13 protein-coding genes and 1 CRISPR repeat array (1 of these 14 only partly in view) are annotated in these 15,693 nt (G+C 73.7%); of the genes, 7 read left to right on the top strand and 6 right to left on the bottom strand.

What is annotated here, in order from left to right; translation table 11 throughout:
• Nucleotides 1-1,275: a CRISPR direct-repeat array (repeat unit 28 nt; unit sequence GTGCTCCCCGCGCATGCGGGGATGACCC); it reaches 35 nt to the left of the window's first position.
• A gap of 48 nt (nucleotides 1,276-1,323) precedes the next feature.
• A complete protein-coding gene (locus tag CFT82_RS09885; protein ID WP_088819187.1) occupies nucleotides 1,324-2,541 on the bottom strand; it encodes an amidohydrolase in 1,218 nt (405 codons plus the stop codon).
• A 94-nt stretch (nucleotides 2,542-2,635) separates the two neighbouring features.
• Here CFT82_RS09885 and CFT82_RS09880 point away from each other — a divergent pair, with 94 nt between their 5' ends.
• Together CFT82_RS09880 and CFT82_RS09875 are read left to right on the top strand one after the other, a co-directional pair.
• A complete protein-coding gene (locus CFT82_RS09880; protein ID WP_088818966.1) occupies nucleotides 2,636-3,241 on the top strand; it encodes a DUF305 domain-containing protein in 606 nt (201 codons plus the stop codon).
• Nucleotides 3,242-3,307: 66 nt separating this feature from the next.
• Entirely contained in the window at nucleotides 3,308-4,519 is a 1,212-nt protein-coding gene (locus CFT82_RS09875) for a M20 metallopeptidase family protein (RefSeq protein ID WP_088818965.1), read from the top strand.
• Between the two features lie 27 nt (nucleotides 4,520-4,546).
• Here the strand turns inward: CFT82_RS09875 and CFT82_RS09870 are convergent, their stop codons facing one another.
• Nucleotides 4,547-5,824 carry a peptidoglycan-binding protein gene (locus tag CFT82_RS09870; protein WP_088818964.1) on the bottom strand — a complete coding sequence of 426 codons (1,278 nt, stop codon included), beginning with the start codon at nucleotides 5,822-5,824 and terminating at the stop codon, nucleotides 4,547-4,549.
• A gap of 242 nt (nucleotides 5,825-6,066) precedes the next feature.
• Between CFT82_RS09870 and CFT82_RS09865 the strand changes: the two genes are divergently transcribed.
• The 3 genes from CFT82_RS09865 to CFT82_RS09855 are packed head-to-tail and all read left to right on the top strand — an operon-like array spanning nucleotide 6,067 to nucleotide 8,504.
• The gene (locus CFT82_RS09865) at nucleotides 6,067-7,548 is read left to right on the top strand and encodes a sensor histidine kinase (protein ID WP_088818963.1); all 1,482 of its coding nucleotides are present in this window, start codon (nucleotides 6,067-6,069) and stop codon (nucleotides 7,546-7,548) included.
• Nucleotides 7,545-8,258 (top strand): response regulator transcription factor, encoded by a 714-nt coding sequence (locus tag CFT82_RS09860; RefSeq protein ID WP_088818962.1) that lies wholly within the window; start codon nucleotides 7,545-7,547, stop codon nucleotides 8,256-8,258. The genes CFT82_RS09865 and CFT82_RS09860 overlap by 4 nt, the downstream gene beginning before the upstream one ends.
• A gap of 60 nt (nucleotides 8,259-8,318) precedes the next feature.
• On the top strand, nucleotides 8,319-8,504 hold the full coding sequence (locus CFT82_RS09855; protein WP_088818961.1) for a hypothetical protein: 186 nt from the start codon (nucleotides 8,319-8,321) through the stop codon (nucleotides 8,502-8,504).
• Nucleotides 8,505-8,725: 221 nt separating this feature from the next.
• Here the strand turns inward: CFT82_RS09855 and CFT82_RS09850 are convergent, their stop codons facing one another.
• From CFT82_RS09850 to pdhA, 3 genes are read right to left on the bottom strand one after another with little or no spacing between them, the layout of a single operon-like run.
• Nucleotides 8,726-10,183 (bottom strand): dihydrolipoamide acetyltransferase family protein, encoded by a 1,458-nt coding sequence (locus CFT82_RS09850; protein ID WP_088818960.1) that lies wholly within the window; start codon nucleotides 10,181-10,183, stop codon nucleotides 8,726-8,728.
• The gene (locus CFT82_RS09845) at nucleotides 10,180-11,214 is read right to left on the bottom strand and encodes an alpha-ketoacid dehydrogenase subunit beta (protein WP_088818959.1); all 1,035 of its coding nucleotides are present in this window, start codon (nucleotides 11,212-11,214) and stop codon (nucleotides 10,180-10,182) included. Before CFT82_RS09845 ends, CFT82_RS09850 begins: the two co-directional genes overlap by 4 nt.
• Nucleotides 11,211-12,326 carry a pyruvate dehydrogenase (acetyl-transferring) E1 component subunit alpha gene (gene pdhA / locus CFT82_RS09840; protein ID WP_088818958.1) on the bottom strand — a complete coding sequence of 372 codons (1,116 nt, stop codon included), beginning with the start codon at nucleotides 12,324-12,326 and terminating at the stop codon, nucleotides 11,211-11,213. Before pdhA ends, CFT82_RS09845 begins: the two co-directional genes overlap by 4 nt.
• A gap of 242 nt (nucleotides 12,327-12,568) precedes the next feature.
• On the opposite strand from pdhA, the gene CFT82_RS09835 reads away from it, so the two are divergent.
• Together CFT82_RS09835 and CFT82_RS09830 are read left to right on the top strand one after the other, a co-directional pair.
• Complete coding sequence (locus CFT82_RS09835; RefSeq protein WP_234994397.1) at nucleotides 12,569-14,032, top strand: HNH endonuclease signature motif containing protein; 1,464 nt, start codon at nucleotides 12,569-12,571, stop codon at nucleotides 14,030-14,032.
• Between the two features lie 9 nt (nucleotides 14,033-14,041).
• Nucleotides 14,042-14,938, top strand: coding sequence for an alpha/beta hydrolase (locus CFT82_RS09830; RefSeq protein WP_088818957.1), 897 nt, complete (start codon nucleotides 14,042-14,044; stop codon nucleotides 14,936-14,938).
• Nucleotides 14,939-14,942: 4 nt separating this feature from the next.
• On the opposite strand, the gene CFT82_RS09825 is transcribed toward CFT82_RS09830, so the two are convergent.
• Nucleotides 14,943-15,572 carry a TetR/AcrR family transcriptional regulator gene (locus CFT82_RS09825; RefSeq protein WP_088818956.1) on the bottom strand — a complete coding sequence of 210 codons (630 nt, stop codon included), beginning with the start codon at nucleotides 15,570-15,572 and terminating at the stop codon, nucleotides 14,943-14,945.
• Between the last annotated feature and the right edge of the window lie 121 nt (nucleotides 15,573-15,693).

The following is a 15,693-nucleotide window of genomic DNA, read 5'->3' as shown; positions in this document are numbered from 1 at the left end:
TAGACGGCATCCAAGACGCCGGCCTCGTGCTCCCCGCGCATGCGGGGATGACCCGTGGTATGGGGAGCCCGGTCTGTCCGTCACCGTGTGCTCCCCGCGCATGCGGGGATGACCCGGGTCGGTCCACCGGTAGGTGCCTCCGTTGGGGGTGCTCCCCGCGCATGCGGGGATGACCCGTCGCCGGCGTCGTGGATGCGGATTAGTGGTGCGTGCTCCCCGCGCATGCGGGGATGACCCCGCGGACATGACCGCGCCAGCAACCACGCGCGCGTGCTCCCCGCGCATGCGGGGATGACCCGGCCCGTAAGGCTGCGGAGCGCGAGCGCAGGGCGTGCTCCCCGCGCATGCGGGGATGACCCTGCGCCGGGGTATCTCGGGCGAGTCCAAGGCTGGTGCTCCCCGCGCATGCGGGGATGACCCCCACTACAGATCACGACGACCACCCACGCCATGGTGCTCCCCGCGCATGCGGGGATGACCCCGATCCCACAAGTGGTCGATCTGCGCCCGCTCAGTGCTCCCCGCGCATGCGGGGATGACCCTGAGCGACCGGACCATTGACAGATCATCGGGTGGTGCTCCCCGCGCATGCGGGGATGACCCGGGTGCTGCGCGGCTGGGTTGGTCGGCGGTGAAGTGCTCCCCGCGCATGCGGGGATGACCCTCCGGTCAGGGCGCCCGTGGTGCCAGTGGGGGCGTGCTCCCCGCGCATGCGGGGATGACCCGGGCCCCTACTGCAACCTCTGGATCGTCTGGCTGTGCTCCCCGCGCATGCGGGGATGACCCGGAGTCCGGGCGAGAGCACCTCCGTCTCTGGGGGTGCTCCCCGCGCATGCGGGGATGACCCGTTGTCGCCGTTGGTCGGGTCGACGCCGAGGATGTGCTCCCCGCGCATGCGGGGATGACCCGGTCGACAACCGCGAGCTGGCCCGCGCGACCCGGTGCTCCCCGCGCATGCGGGGATGACCCGTTGCGCTGCCACGCAAAGCCGTGCCTGTCGGTGTGCTCCCCGCGCATGCGGGGATGACCCGTTGCGCTGCCACGCAAAGCCGTGCCTGTCGATGTGCTCCCCGCGCATGCGGGGATGACCCCCAGCACCCCGACCACACCAACTGGGCCGAGCAGGTGCTCCCCGCGCATGCGGGGATGACCCGTAGTCCCGCTCCTTGGCCTTCCGCGCCTCCGAGTGCTCCCCGCGCATGCGAGGATGACCCCTGCCACGGGCCGGTGGCGCCCTTGTTCGAGGTGTGCTCCCCGCGCATGCGGGGATGACCCGGTCCAGAAGGGACAGGAGTTCCTGAACGGCGCGAGCTCCGAGCCCCCTCACCCCACCAGCCACGCCCCGGCGGCAGCCACCAGCGCCTCGGCCCCGGTGCGCAGGGTCGGCTGCACGTCCGGCGCGAAGCCCGGGTTGTGGTTGGCCACCGGCTCCCGCCCGGCGGTGAACCCGCCGAATCCCCAGTAGACCGACGGCACCCCCAGCTCCCGCGGCACCAGGGAGAAGTCCTCCGAGGCCGTCTGCGGCGGCATGTCGTGCACCGCCGCCTCCCCGAAGCGCCCCACGAAGGCCTCCCGCACCCGCGCGGTCGCCGCCGGGTCGTTCTCCGTGAGCGGGTACCGGGCGCTGTGCACGAGCTCCGGCTCGCGCGGGCTGCCGGAGGCCGCGCACTCGGCCCGCACGATCCGCTCGATGCCCTCCACCAGCTGCTCCCGCACCCCCTCGGAGTAGGCGCGCACGTTCACCAGCAGCCGCGCCGAGTCGGGGATGACGTTCGCCGACCCGCCGGCCTGCACGCTCCCCACCGTCACCACCCCGAAGTCGCCCGGCGCGATCTCCCGCGCCACCAGCGTCTGCAGCCGCAGCACGATGCTGCTGGCCAGCACCACCGGGTCCACCCCCAGGTGCGGCATCGACCCGTGCGAACCCTTCCCGTGCACCGTGATCTCCACCGACTGCGCCGTCGAGAGCACCGGCCCCGCCGAGACCATCACCTCCCCGGCCACCGGGTCGGTGAGCACGTGCTGCGCCAGGGCCACGTCCACCGGCCCCACCACCTCGGCCAGACCGTCCTCCAGCATCGCCCGCGCCCCCTCGGCGGTCTCCTCGCCCGGCTGGAAGAGGGCCACGTAGGTGCCGGACCAGTGCTCCCGCCCGCGGGCCACGAGCCGGGCCGCGGCCAGCCCGGCCGCCACGTGCACGTCGTGCCCGCAGGCGTGCATCACCGGCTGCTCGACCCCCTCCCGGTCCACCTGAGTGGCCGTCGAGGCGTACTCCAACCCGGTCTCCTCCCGCACCGGCAGGCCGTCCATGTCCGCCCGCACCAGCACCCGCGGCCCGGCACCGTTCTCCAGCACGCCCACCACGCCCCCGCCGAGGCGGTGCACCGTGAACCCGTTCTCCTCGAGCGTCTGCGCCACGATGCCGGCCGTCCGCTCCTCCTGCATGGAGAGCTCCGGGTGGGCGTGCAGGTCGCGGTAGAGCTCCTCCTGCCAGCCGGTGAGCTCGTCCAGAGGCTGCAGCAGGGCGTCCAGGGCATCCATGCCCAGCACGCTAGTCACCCGCTGACGGCTGCGCGGTCGTCCCGGCGGTCCGGCCGTCCAGCGTCCTTCCAGCGTCCGGCACTACCCTCCCGCCATGATCTCCCGCGCGCCCTGGACCGCAGCCCTCGCCACGATGCTGGCGCTCGCCACGGCCTCGTGCGGCACGGGCGGGGAGCCCCGCAGCAGCTCCAGCGAGAGCGCCGAGTTGGACCCCTCCGCCCTGGCCACCCCCTCCCGCCAGGACGCGAACGCCTCCGACGTGCACTTCCTGGGCATGATGACCCCGCACCACGAGCAGGCCGTGACCATGTCCGACGACCTCCTGGCCGCCGAGGGCGTCTCCGCGGAGACCCGGGACCTGGCCCGGCGCATCCGGGCCGGCCAGGCCGAGGAGATCGACGTGATGCGCCAGTGGGCCGAGGCGCTCGGCGAGCAGGAGGCCATGCGCTTCCACTCCACCCACGTGGCCAACGGCATGCTCCCCCCGGAGCAGCTCGACCGGCTGGGAGGGCTCGACGGCGAGCAGGCCGAGGAGACCTTCCTGCGCCTCATGCGGGAGCACCACGAGGGCGCCATGGCCATGACCAGGGACGCCGTGGAGAACGCCGGCGCCGAGTCCGTGGCCGACCTGGGCCAGCACATGCTCGACGTCCAGACCGCCGAGGTGAAGGAGATGAACGCCCTCCTCGGCGAGGACTGACCCCTCCCGACGGCCGACCCTCCCGACGGACCCCCGAGCTCCCCTCCCCCCGTAGGCTCCCGGGGCATGGCCCCCTCCCCGCAGACCGACCCGACCGCCCTCACCGCCCTCCGCGAGGCATGGGTGGCCGCGCTGGAGGAGGGGCTGCCCGCGGCCCAGCAGGTGCGCGAGCGCGTCCATGCCGACCCCCACCTCTCCGGCGACGAGGAGCCCACCGCCACCCTCCTGGCCGAGGCGATGGAGCTGGACCTGGAGCGGATCGCCGGGACCGGGCGCATCGGCCGCCTCGGCCCCGACGGTCCCGCGGTGATGCTCCGCGCCGAGATGGACGCCCTGCCCCTGACCGAGCAGACCGGTGCCCCCTTCGCCGCCACCACCGGGGCCATGCACGCCTGCGGGCACGACGTGCACATGGCTGCGCTGGTGGCCGTGGTCCGTGCTGCCCGCACCCTCGAGGCGGACCTGCCGGTCGGTCTGGTGCCCCTCCTGCAGCCCCGTGAGGAGTCCTACCCCTTCGGCGCCGTGGACGTCACCGCCAGCGGCCGGCTCGAGGAGCACCGGGTCGGGGTCGCCGTCGGCGCTCACGTGCATGCCGGGGTCCCGCTCGGCGAGGTCGCGATCGGCGCGGGCGTGGTGAACGCCGCCGCCGACTCCTTCGTCGTCCGGTTCCGTGGCACCGGTGGCCACGGGGCCTACCCCCACCTGGGGCAGGACGTCATGGCCGCCGTGGCCACCACCGCGCTGGGCCTCCAGGAGGTGGTGCGCCGCACCGTCGACCCGATGCGCCCCTGTGTCCTGACCGTGGGTCACCTCTCGGCCGGCCCCGAGGCCGACAACGTCCTGCCCGAGACCGGGCGGATCCTCGGCACCCTGCGCACCGTCGACGCCGACGACCGCGCGGCCGTCCAGGAGGCCATCGAGACGCTGGCCACCCGCACCGCCGAGGCCCACGGCGTCGTCGCCGAGGTGGAGCAGACGCCGGCCATGCCCGTGCTGGCCAACGACGAGGCCCTCGTGGGGCACATGACCCCCTGGCTCGAGGAGCTCGGCGTCCCCGTCGCCGCCCCGATGCGCTCGATGGGGGCCGACGACTTCTCGTTCTACTCCGACCGGCTGCCGGCGGTCATGGCCTTCGTCGGCACACGCCGGGAGGGCGAGGACGGGGTCGTCGGCCTCCACGACGCCCGCTTCCTGCCCCCGGCGGAGCTGGTGGGCACCGTGGCCCGCGTCATGGTCTCCGGCTACCTCGCCGGGGCGCAGGTCCTCTCCGACGGCTGAGGCGACGGCGGGGCCCCGCGGGCACCGTCAGCCGAAGACCCGGCTGACGGTGCCCTTGCGGTAGAAGCCGTGCAGGCGGGACGAGTCCCGGCGCACCTTCACCGAGTACATCGAGTCCACGACGTACCCGTTGCCCAGGTAGATCGCCACGTGCTGGATCCAGCCCGAGGCGTTCGTGTACCAGACCAGGTCCCCGCGGCGGCGCTGCGAGAGCGCGAAGCGCGGCAGCTGCGGGTGGTCGTACAGGGCTCGCGAGGTGCGGTGCCCGGGGGAGGCGTGCCGACGCACGGTGATCGGGGTCGGGTTCGCGCCGGCCGAGTACATCGACTGCAGCACCAGGCCGGAGCAGTCGTACCCGTAGCGGTAGGGGCCCGCGCCGCCCCAGGTGTAGTCCGCGCCCTGCTGGGAGCGGGCGAAGGCGATCATCTGCTCCACCCGCTGCGAGCGCGTGGCCGAGAGGCCCAGCGCGGGCTGGGTCCGCCACCCGTCGAGGGAGTAGGTCGAGCGGGACAGCCCCAGGGCCGTCCAGGTCTTCAGCCCGACGATGCCGTCGGCCGCCAGGCCGCGGGAGCGCTGGAAGCGCTGCACCGCCTGCACGGCGCTCGTGGTCATCCGGTGCATCAGCGGGCCCTGGTCGATGCCGAGCTGGCGCAGGACGAGCTTCACCCGGGTCCCCGTCCACCCCTGCTTGATGGGCAGACCGCTGCCGGGGGAGGGGATCCAGGTCACCGGCGGCAGGTAGCCGGGCGTCGGGTCGGGGGCGCCGTCGCCGACGGGCACCAGGTAGGTGTGCCACGCGTAGCCGCGGGAGCCGATCTTCACCCAGCCGCTGCTCAGTCGGGTGCCGGTGACCACCTCGCCGGCGGCCAGCCAGCCCACCACGCCGTGGCTCATGCCGGGCCCCGAGCGGAGGTTGACGCCGCGGGAGCGGTAGCGGGTCCCGCTCCCGCCCCCACCGTCACCGTCGCCGTAGTGGGCGTCGAGCAGGGCGTCGAGGCGGCGCTTGGTGCTCGGGCCCGCGATCCCGTCGACGAGCAGGCCCTGCCGGGACTGGAACTCCCGGACCGCCCGGGTGGTCGTGGTGCCGTAGACGCTGTCCAGGGTGACGTGGGTGGGCACGTTGCCGACCTTGTTCAGGGCCCACTGCAGCATGCGGACGTACCACCCGCGGTCCCCGGGGCGGAGCGTGGCCGACCCCAGCCGGGCGATGTCCCAGGCCTGGGCGGGGGAGGTGCCGAGCACGCTCGTGCCGATCACCCCGACCCCTCCGGTGAACAGCATGGTGCGACGGTCGATCGTGGACACAGGTGCCTCCCCAGGGCGTTCGGTGCGTGGTGCATGGCCGTGGGTGCCCGATGCGGTCGAGCGTCCTGCGTGGCTCGCTCGATCGTCGTGATGCCCCACCACCTGCAGTCTAGGGCAGATGGCCCGCTCGTCCCCAACCGGGGCACCTCTACCCCCAGAGGGTGATGTGACACCCACGCATCCTCCGAAAGGGGGACCACGGGCGGAGGCCCGGTCCGTGGGCCCGATCTAGGCTCTGCGTGATGCCTGAGAACACCCCCCGCACCCGCACCGAGGGCCACCGGCTCCTCCACGGGTTCTACGCCTTCCACGACTTCGCGCGTCGCCGTCCCCTGACCGGCGACGCCCTGGTCGGGCTGGCCGTCGTGGGCGTCTTCTTCGTGCTCGGCGCACCCCAGGGGTGGGTCGGTCTGCTGTGGTCCCTCCCCTGGCTCCTGGCCTACTGCCTCCGCTCGATCTCCCTGCCGGCGATGCTCGGCGTGATGGCGGTGACCGGAGTGGCCCAGGTCCTCGCGACCGACCTGCTCCCGGCCGGCAACGTGCTCGTCCCCCTGGCCGTCTACCGGGCCGCCTCCAGCGGCAGCTGCGGGGTGCGCAGGGCCTCCCTGGGGCTCATCGTGCTGGGCTCCGTCCTCATGGCCGGCGAGGCCGCCACCGAGGTCTCCTCCTTCGCCGTCATCGCCGTCATCCTCGCGGCCACGCTCCTCGTGGCCTGGTTGCTGGGCGATCTCGTCCGCCACCGCCGGACCGTGATGGAGCGGGAGATGGCGCAGTACGAGGCGCTCGCCCGCGACCGCGAGCAGCGGGCCCTGCTCGCCATCCGCGCCGAGCGCAGCACCATCGCCCGCGAGATGCACGACATCATCGCCCACTCGCTGTCCGTGGTCATCGTCCAGGCCGACGGTGGCCGGTACGCCGCGAACGCCGGGATCGCCGCCGCCGACCGCGAGCTGGACCACGAGGAGCAGGACGCCGCCCGGGAGGCCGCCCTCCGCGGTGCTCTGGGCGCCCTGGAGCAGATCTCCGACTCCGCCCGCGAGGCCCTCGCCGAGACCCGCCGCCTCGTCGGCGTGCTCCGTGACCCCGAGGGCGGAGCCGAGTACACCCCCGGGCAGACCCTGGCGGACCTGCCGGGCCTCCTGGACCGCATGCAGGAGTCCAGCCTGCCCGTGCAGTCCCTGCTCGATCCGGCCCTGGCCGCCGAGATGGGCCTGCCCGAGCAGCCCGAGGTCGAGCAGGTCACCCTCCCGCGCACCGTCTCCAGCGCGGCCTTCCGGGTCGTCCAGGAGGCCACCACGAATGTCATCAAGCACGCCGGTGCCGTGAGCACCGTCCGGGTCCGGGTCAAGGTCAAGGGGGACAGGCTCGTGCTGACCGTCGCCGACGACGGCGCCGGCCCCACCGGCCGCGGCTCCGGCGACGGGCACGGCATCCTCGGCATGCACGAGCGGGTCATCGCCCTCGGCGGCGAGCTCACGACCGGGATGCGCTCCGGCGGTGGTTTCCTCGTCCGGGCCGAGTTCCCGCTCACCCCGCCCTCGCCCACCCGCCGCCGGATGAGCCGCCAGGTGGGAGCCCACGTGGTGTCCTCCGGTCCGAGCGGGACGCACTCGGTGCCCGACCCGACGTCCGGCTCCATCCCGCGCCCCGCCCGGCAGTCCGTCCCCGGCCCCGTCCTCTCCTCCACCGACCCGATCCCTCCGACCCCCTGGGAGCTCCCATGACCACCCGCGTCTTCCTCGTCGACGACCAGTCCCTCGTGCGTGCCGGTTTCCGGATGGTGCTCGACGCGCAGCCCGACATGGAGGTCGTCGGGGAGGCCCCCGACGGCCAGTCCGCCGTGGACCAGCTCCGTGCCATCGCCGCCGACGTGGTGCTCATGGACATCCGCATGCCCCGCCTCGACGGCATCGAGGCCACCCGGGAGCTCCTCGGCCGCGAGAGCCACCCCGGCGGGGGTGAGCCGAAGGTCGTCGTGCTGACCACCTTCGACATGGACGAGTACGTGTACGCCGCCCTCGAGGCCGGCGCGTCGGGCTTCCTGCTCAAGGACGCCGGCCCCGAGGAGCTGCTCGCCGCCATCCGCGCGGTGGCCTCCGGTGACGCCGTCGTGGCCCCCTCCACCACCAAGCGCCTCCTGGAGCGCTTCGTGCCCACCCTCGCCGCCGACACCGAGGAGAGCGAGGTGGCGAGCCCCGCCGAGCAGCAGGCCTATCTCCGCGAGGTCCTCACCGAGCGGGAGCACGAGGTCTTCGTGGCCGTCGCCCGCGGCCTGAGCAACACCGAGATCGCCCAGGAGCTCTTCGTGGCCGAGGCCACCGTGAAGACCCACATCGGCCGCCTGCTTTTCAAGCTCGGCTGCCGGGACCGCGTCCAGCTCGTCATCACCGCCTACGAGGCCGGCGTGGCTGGGCAGGCCGGCCCCGCCGCCTGACGGGCGCGACGCCCGCTCCGTGAGGGGCCGGGGCAGGGCAGGGCGTGACAGGGTGGGGCCATGCAGAACGTCCTGAGCTTCATCCTGTCCATCGTCCTGGCCGTGCTCGTCTTCGCCGGCCTCCGCTACGCGTTCATCGAGCTCCTCGGCATGGGGTCCGGCACCGCCCGCTGGGTCTCCCTCGTCGTCGGGATCATCATCCTCATCCCCGTGCAGCGGGCGGTGCGCTCCGCCCTCAGCGACTGAGGAGTAGGCCCCTCGTCGGGGCCGTCCTCCCCCTCAGGGTGGATTCCACGGCTGCGGGAACTCCCGCTCTCCATGCTCCGGCATGACCGGGTGCGCACCGGGCGCGCTCTAGGATCGGAACCAGTGAGGGGCCAGAAGGGCCCTCCGCACTCCAGTGAGGGGGAGTGCGGAGGGCCCTTCTGCTGTGGGGTGGGGTGCCGCCCGGCCCGGGCGGCACCCGCTCAGAGCTCGGCCAGGAGCACGGTGGGGTTCTCCACCGCATCGGCCACGAAGCGCAGGAAGCCGCCGGCGGTCCCGCCGTCGCACACCCGGTGGTCGAAGGTGAAGCCCAGCTGGGTCACCTTCCGGACCCGCACCTCGCCGTCCACGGCCCACGGGCGGTCCACGATCCGCCCCACCCCGAGCATCGCCGCCTCCGGGTGGTTGATGATCGGCGTGGAGCCGTCCACCCCGAACACGCCGTAGTTGTTGAGCGTGAACGTGCCGCCGGTGAGCTGGGCGGGGGAGAGGCGCCCCTCGCGGGCCAGCCCGGTGAGCTCGCGCAGGGCCGCGGCCAGCTCGCTGGTGGTCATGTCCTGGGCGTCGTGGACGACCGGGACGACCAGCCCGCGCGGCGACTGCGCGGCGAAGCCGAGGTTCACCCGGGCGTGCCGCTGCACGGCCACGGCCCGGCCGTCCTCCATCTCCACCGAGGCGTTGAGCGCCGGGAAGCGGTGCAGGCCGGCGACCACGAAGCGGGCCACGAGCGGCAGGATGCCGATGCCCGCCTCGGGGCGGGCCGTCTTGAGTGCGTCCTTGGCGCGCATGAGCTCCGTCGCGTCGGCGTCCACCCAGGTGGTCGCCTCCGGGATCTCCCGGCGGGAGGTGGTGAGGCGCTCGGTCATGATCCGCATGACGCCGGTGAGCGGCTCGCGCTCGTCGCGCAGGCCGGTGGTGCGGGTGCCCGTGGCCGGGGCCGTGCTGCCGGTGGCCGCGGCCGCGGTCTGCGCCGGGGCCTGCTCTGCGGTCGGCTCACCGGACGCCTGCTCCAGGTCGGCGCGGCGGATGATCCCGTCCGGCTGCGAGGGGGTGAGCGTGGCCAGGTCGATCCCGCGCTCGGCGGCCTCGCGACGCACCAGCGGGGAGATGACCTTCGGCGCCTGCCCACCGGTCACGGCGGTGGCGGGCTGTCCAGCCGTCGGTGCGGCCGGCGCGGGCGACTGCTCGGTGACCGGGGCGACCGGTGCGGTGGCGGTCGCCGGTGCGGCGGCTCCGCGGGGGCGGCGGGCGCGGCGGCCGGTCTTCCCGTGGCCGGTGCCGAAGCCGATGAGGACGGCGCCGGAGCCCTCGTCCTCCGTGGTGTCCGAGCCCTCCGGCGGGGCGGCGCCGGCGCGCTCCTCGGTGCGGTACTGCTCGTGACCGGCCCGCGGGTCGGAGCCGGTGGCCTGTCCCTCCGCGGCCGCGCCACCCACCGTGATGAGCGGGGCGCCCACCTCGAGCAGCTGGCCGATCTCGCCGTGCAGGGCCGACACGGTGCCGGCGAAGGGCACCGGCACCTCCACGGTCGCCTTGGCGGTCTCGACCGTCACGACGTTCTGGTCGATGGTCACCTCGTCACCCACGGCCACGAGCCACTCGACGATCTCCGCCTCGGTGAGGCCCTCGCCCAGGTCGGGGAGGCGGAACACCTGCGCGCTCATCGGGCACCTCCGGCGTTCGTGTCGGCGGCACCCGGCGCGGCGTGCGTCAGGTCCGGCTCGTCGTCCCACTGCAGGCGCTCGACGGCATCCAGCACGCGGTCCACGTTCGGCAGGTGGGTGTGCTCCAGCGCCGGGGCCGGGTAGGGGATGTCCAGACCGCTCACGCGGAGCACCGGGGCGGCCAGCGAGTGGAAGCAGCGCTCCTGCACGCGGGCGGCCACCTCGGCGGCCACGCCGGCGAAGCCCTGCGCCTCGCTGACGACCACGCAGCGACCGGTCTTCCGGACCGACTCCGCGACCGTCTCGTCGTCGAAGGGCACGATCGTGCGCAGGTCGACCACCTCGCACTCGTAGCCCAGCTCGGCGGCGGCCTCGGCGGCCTCCAGGCAGGTCCGCAGCTGCGGACCGTAGGTCACGAGCGTGACGTCGGAGCCCTCCCGGCGGACAGCGGCCTTCCCGAAGGGCTCGCGCTCGACGGGCAGCTCCACCCCCTCCTTGGCCCAGTAGGAGACCTTCGGCTCCATGAAGACGACCGGGTCGTCGCTGGCGATCGCCTCGCGCAGCAGCGAGTAGGCGTCGGCCGGGGTGGACGGGGTGACGACCTTCAGCCCCGGGGTGTGGGCGTAGTAGCCCTCGGAGGAGTCGCAGTGGTGCTCCACGCCGCCGATGCCGCCGGCGAAGGGCACACGGATCACCATCGGGAGGGTCACCGAGCCGCGGGTGCGGTTGCGCATCTTGGCCACGTGGCTGACGACCTGCTCGAAGGCCGGGTAGCCGAAGGCGTCGAACTGCATCTCCACGACGGGGCGGAAACCCTCCATGGCCATGCCGATCGCGAAGCCCATGATGCCGGCCTCGGCCAGCGGGGTGTCGAAGCAGCGCTCCTCGCCGAAGTCGCGGGTCAGGCCGTCGGTGATGCGGAAGACACCCCCGAGGGTGCCGACGTCCTCGCCGAAGACCAGGACGTTCTCGTCCTCGGTCATCGCGTCGCGCAGGGCCTGGTTGAGGGCCTGGGCCATGGTCACGGTCATCGGGTGGCCTCCTGGGAGTCGGCGGTGGCGGCGGCGAGCTCGGCGGCCACCATCGCCCGCTGCTCGAGGAGCTGCGGGGTGGGCTCGGCGTAGACGTGCTCGAAGAGGCTGAGCGGGTCGTGCTCGGCGTCGGTGTTCATGCGCTCGCGGAGCGTCGCGGCCATCTCCTCGGCCTCGGCGCGGATCTCCTCGAGGCGCTCCTCGGTGAGGGCGCCGGTGTCCAGGAGGTGCTTCTCCAGGCGGACGATCGGGTCCTTCTCGCGCCACGCGTCGACCTCGGCGCTCTCCCGGTAGCGGGTGGCGTCGTCGGCGTTGGTGTGCGCGTCCATGCGGTAGGTGTGCAGCTCCACGAGGGTCGGTCCGCCACCGCTGCGGGCGCGCTCCAGGGCGGTGTCCATGACCGCGGCCACGGCGGCGGCGTCGTTGCCATCCACCTGCTCCGACGGGATGCCGTAACCGATGCCCTTGTAGGCCAGCGAGGGGGCCTTGGTCTGCTTCGAGAGCGGCACCGAGATGGCGTAGGCGTTGTTCTGCACCACGAACACCACCGGGGCCTTGTAGACGGCGGCGAAGTTGAGGCCCTCGTGGAAGTCGCCCTCGGAGGTCGCTCCGTCCCCGATGAAGGCGAGCACGGCGCCGCCCTCGCGGCGGCGGGCCATGCCGGCACCGGCCCCGGCGGCGTGGATGAGCTGGGTGGCCAGCGGGGTGCACTGCGGGGCGGTGCGGGTGGCGGCCACGTCGTAGCCGGCGTGCCAGTCGCCCTTGAGCAGGGTGAGGACCTGGACCGGGTCGATGCCGCGGGTGAAGAGCGCCATCGAGTCGCGATAGGTGGGGAAGAACCAGTCGCCCTCCTCCAGCGCGCTGACGGTGGCGACCTGGCAGGCGTCCTGGCCGATGCTGCTGGGGTACACCGCGAGGCGCCCCTGCTTGGTGAGGGCGGTGGCCTGGGTGTCGAAGCGCCGGCCCAGCACCATCGCGCGGTGGAGGGCGAGCAGGCGCTCGGTCGGGGGTAGGGCGTAACCGCGCGGGTGCTCCTGCACGGTGGGTTCGCCGCCGGGGCCGATGAGCTGCACCGGCTCGGGGCTGGGCAGGAGGTCCTGGGGGGTGGACATGGGTCCTCCGATCGAGTGTGACGTGGGCCACTCAGAAGTATGTCCCATGGATCGGGGTGGAGCGGGCGGCGGGAGGGGGGCGGGGATAGATGTGGAACGTGTGTTGCATAGTGGCCTGTCCGTGTGTACTATGGAGTTGTCGGGTTCGACGCAGGCCGTGCCGAGGGGGCGTGGCCCGGGGCGACGGGGGCCAGGGGGTGAGTGAGGTGGATCGACAGGACGCGTGGGCCGAGCGTGGTGCCATGGCGCCTCCGTTGTGGGCGGTGGGCCCGGCGGCCACCACGGCCATGGTGGGATCAGCGGCTCCTGCGGAATCGGTGGAGCCCGTGCACCCCGTGTCCGAGGTGGACCCGGCGGCCCTGTTCGGCCGGGCGGCCGGGCTGGCGGAGGGGCTGCAGTCGGTCCGGTCCCAGCTGTGGCGGCTCGGGTCCGCCGACCTGGCGGGGGTGGTCGGCGTGCTGGGTGACCTGGTGCGCGCCGCGGAGGCGGCCATGACCGGGGTGACGGCCGAGGCCTCGACCCGTGGGGTGGTCGCGGCATCGCGCAGCGCCGGCACGACGGCCTGGGTGCGCGAGCAGGCGGGCATCACCGAGGCCGGGCGGGCGCACGCGATCGCACAGGTGGCCGAGACCACCACCGAGCCCGGGGCCGAGCCGCTGGCCGCGGCGGTGTGGGGTGGTGGGGTCTCCGTGGGGGCAGCCCACACGATGGTGAAGGAGGCGGAGAAGGTCCGTCCGTTGCTGCCGGGGGCCGACCGTGCCGACGTGCTGGGTTACTACCTGGCGCATGCGGAACGCCTGGCCTCGATGGGGCACGCGGCCAGCGACCGCACCCTGCGCCAGCTGACCCGCGAGATCATCGCCCGCTACGGCGAAGGCGCCCTCGACGAGCAGGACGAACGGGCCACGGAGTGCTCCACCCTCACCGAGCGGACGCTGCCGACCGGGCTGGTGCGTTTCACTCTGGAGGTGAACCAGCCGGACGCCGCCCGTGTGCGGGCCGCGGTGGACGGGCTCGCGGCACCCCGTCCGGGCGTGGACGAGGCAGGGCAACCGGTCCGGGACGCTCGTGCCCCGGCGCGCCGCCGGGCGGATGCGCTGCTGGAGCTCGTGGCCCGGGCGCAGGCCGCCGACCAGGACAGCACGGCCGGTGGGTGCGGCCTGTCCGGTGCCACCACCCTCGTCGTCACCATGGACCACGCGACCCTCGCCCGGGAGCTCGCTCGTCGGCCGCGAGGGGCGAGGCGGGTGGGCTGGGGGCGTGGTCTGGAGGCTCCGCTCGAGGATGCCGGCCCCGCGAGCTTCGCGACCACCGTCGACGGCGAGATCCTCACCCCCGCGCAGGTGCGGCAGGCGGCCTGCGATGCGCAGATCATCCCGATGCTCCTGGGGACCGACTCGGTACCGCTCGACGTGGGGGAGGCCGAACGGTTCGCCACCGGCCACCAGCGGGCGGCCGTGGTGAGACGTGACGGCGGCTGCACCTTCGGTGGCTGCGACAGGCCGCCGGGCTGGTGCCATGCGCACCACATCCGGCACTGGGCCGACGGCGGCCCCACCGATCTGGACAACCTGGCCCTGCTCTGCCACCGGCACCACACTGTCGTGCACCGCGACGACCTCACGGCAACGCGCGTCGCTGGGCGCTGGGTGTGGCACAGGGAAGGCGACCCACCGGAGGGGAGGCTGCCGGAGGAGTCCTCCTAGGCTGAGGTCATGCCGCGCCGGAACCCGCTGACCCTGCCCGCCCTCACCGCCGGAGCCGGGGTCCTGGGCCTCGGGGTCGGTGCCCTGTGGGGCGCCCATCAGATCAGCGGTGCCCAACGGCCGGCGATCCCCTTCGGCTTCAGCCCCTTCGAGGTGGGGGTTCCGGCCGAGGACCTGACCTTCACCGCCGTCGACGGGGTCCGGCTCTCCGGCTGGTGGCTCGACCGGCCCGGCTCCGACTGGCCCGGTTCCGACCGGGTGGCGATCGTCTGCCACGGTCACCGGGGCTCGAAGGCCGACATGCTCGGCATCGGTCCGGGCCTGTGGCGGGAGGGCTGGTCGGTGCTGCTCTTCGACTTCCGCGGCAACGGCGACTCGGAGGACGGTCCTCAGTCCCTGGCCCACTATGAGCAGCGGGACCTGGAGGCTGCCCTCGACCTGGTCGCGGCTCGGCGCCCGGAGGCCGAGGTCGACCTCGTCGGCTTCTCCATGGGGGCTGCCGTGGCCCTGCAGGTGGCCGCCCGGGACGACCGGGTGCGGCGCGTGGTGGCCGACTCCTCCTTCGCCGACATGCACGGCGTCATCGCCGCGGCGGCCCGTGGCATGCGCCTGCCGCCGGTGCCGTTGGTCCAGCTCGTCGACCACGCGACCCGGCTGCGCTACGGCTACCGCTTTGCCGAGGTGCAGCCGGTGGAGGTGGTGGGGGAGATCGCTCCGCGGCCGCTGCTGCTCCTCCACGGCACGGAGGACGCGGTGATCCCGCTGGAGCACGCCCACCGGCTGGCGGCCGCAGCCGGGGAGGGCAGCGAGCTGCGGGTCGTCGAGGGCGTGGAGCACTGCGGGGCCTACTTCGCGGACCGCCCCGGCTACATCGCGGAGGTGGCTGACTTCCTCCGCGCCCGCTGAGGGCTCACTCGTCGGGGAGTCCCAGGGTCTGCAGCTGGCGGGCGACGGTTGCGGCGAAGAGGGGGCCGGCGGGGTCCGCGGTGCCTCGAAGGTGGCCCGCCAGCTCCACGGTGAGAAGGCCGATCAGGGTGGCGAGCTCGGAGAGCACGGCTGCCGCGCCGCTCGGGTCCAGCCCCTCGTCCTGCGCGAGTGGGGCCAGCTGGTCCTCGAGGGTGCCGCTGAAGCCCGGGACCGCGGTCGCACCACCTGCCCGGAGGAAGGGGCGGGCGACGTCGAGCGCTGCGGGCACCGTCTCCGGTGGCGCTGCGTAGTCCGCGACGGGGGTGCCGTAGAGGAGTTGGAAGTCGTGGGGGTTGGTCAGGGTCCAGTGGCGCAGCGCGTGAGCGAGGTCCTCCCATGTGCCGCTGGTCTCGGCCAGGGTCTCGGCCAGGTCCCGGTATCCGCGCATGATCAGGGCGGTCAGCAGGGCGTCGCGGGTGGGGAAGTGTCGGAAGATCGCCGAGGAGACCACCCCGACCTCCCGGGCGACGGCCCGCGTCGAGAGTGCGCTCGCTCCCTGCTCGGCCACCTGGCACCGGGCGGCCTCGAGGATCCGCGCCCTGGTCTGCTCGCGGGCTTCGTCCCGTCTTCCCATGGCCGCATCGTGGCACGACGGGCATGTCGTTCCGTGCCCTGCGGTGATCCTTGCCATTCAGAGAGCAGTGCTCTACATTTTGGAGAGCACTGATCTCTGAATGGAGGAGCCATGTCCGCTC

Origin of the sequence: Kytococcus aerolatus (assembly GCF_900187395.1) — a bacterium.
Lineage (GTDB): Bacteria > Actinomycetota > Actinomycetes > Actinomycetales > Dermatophilaceae > Kytococcus > Kytococcus aerolatus.
Note: the sequence above shows the minus strand (reverse complement) of the source record. Positions and strands in the feature narration are given on the sequence as shown.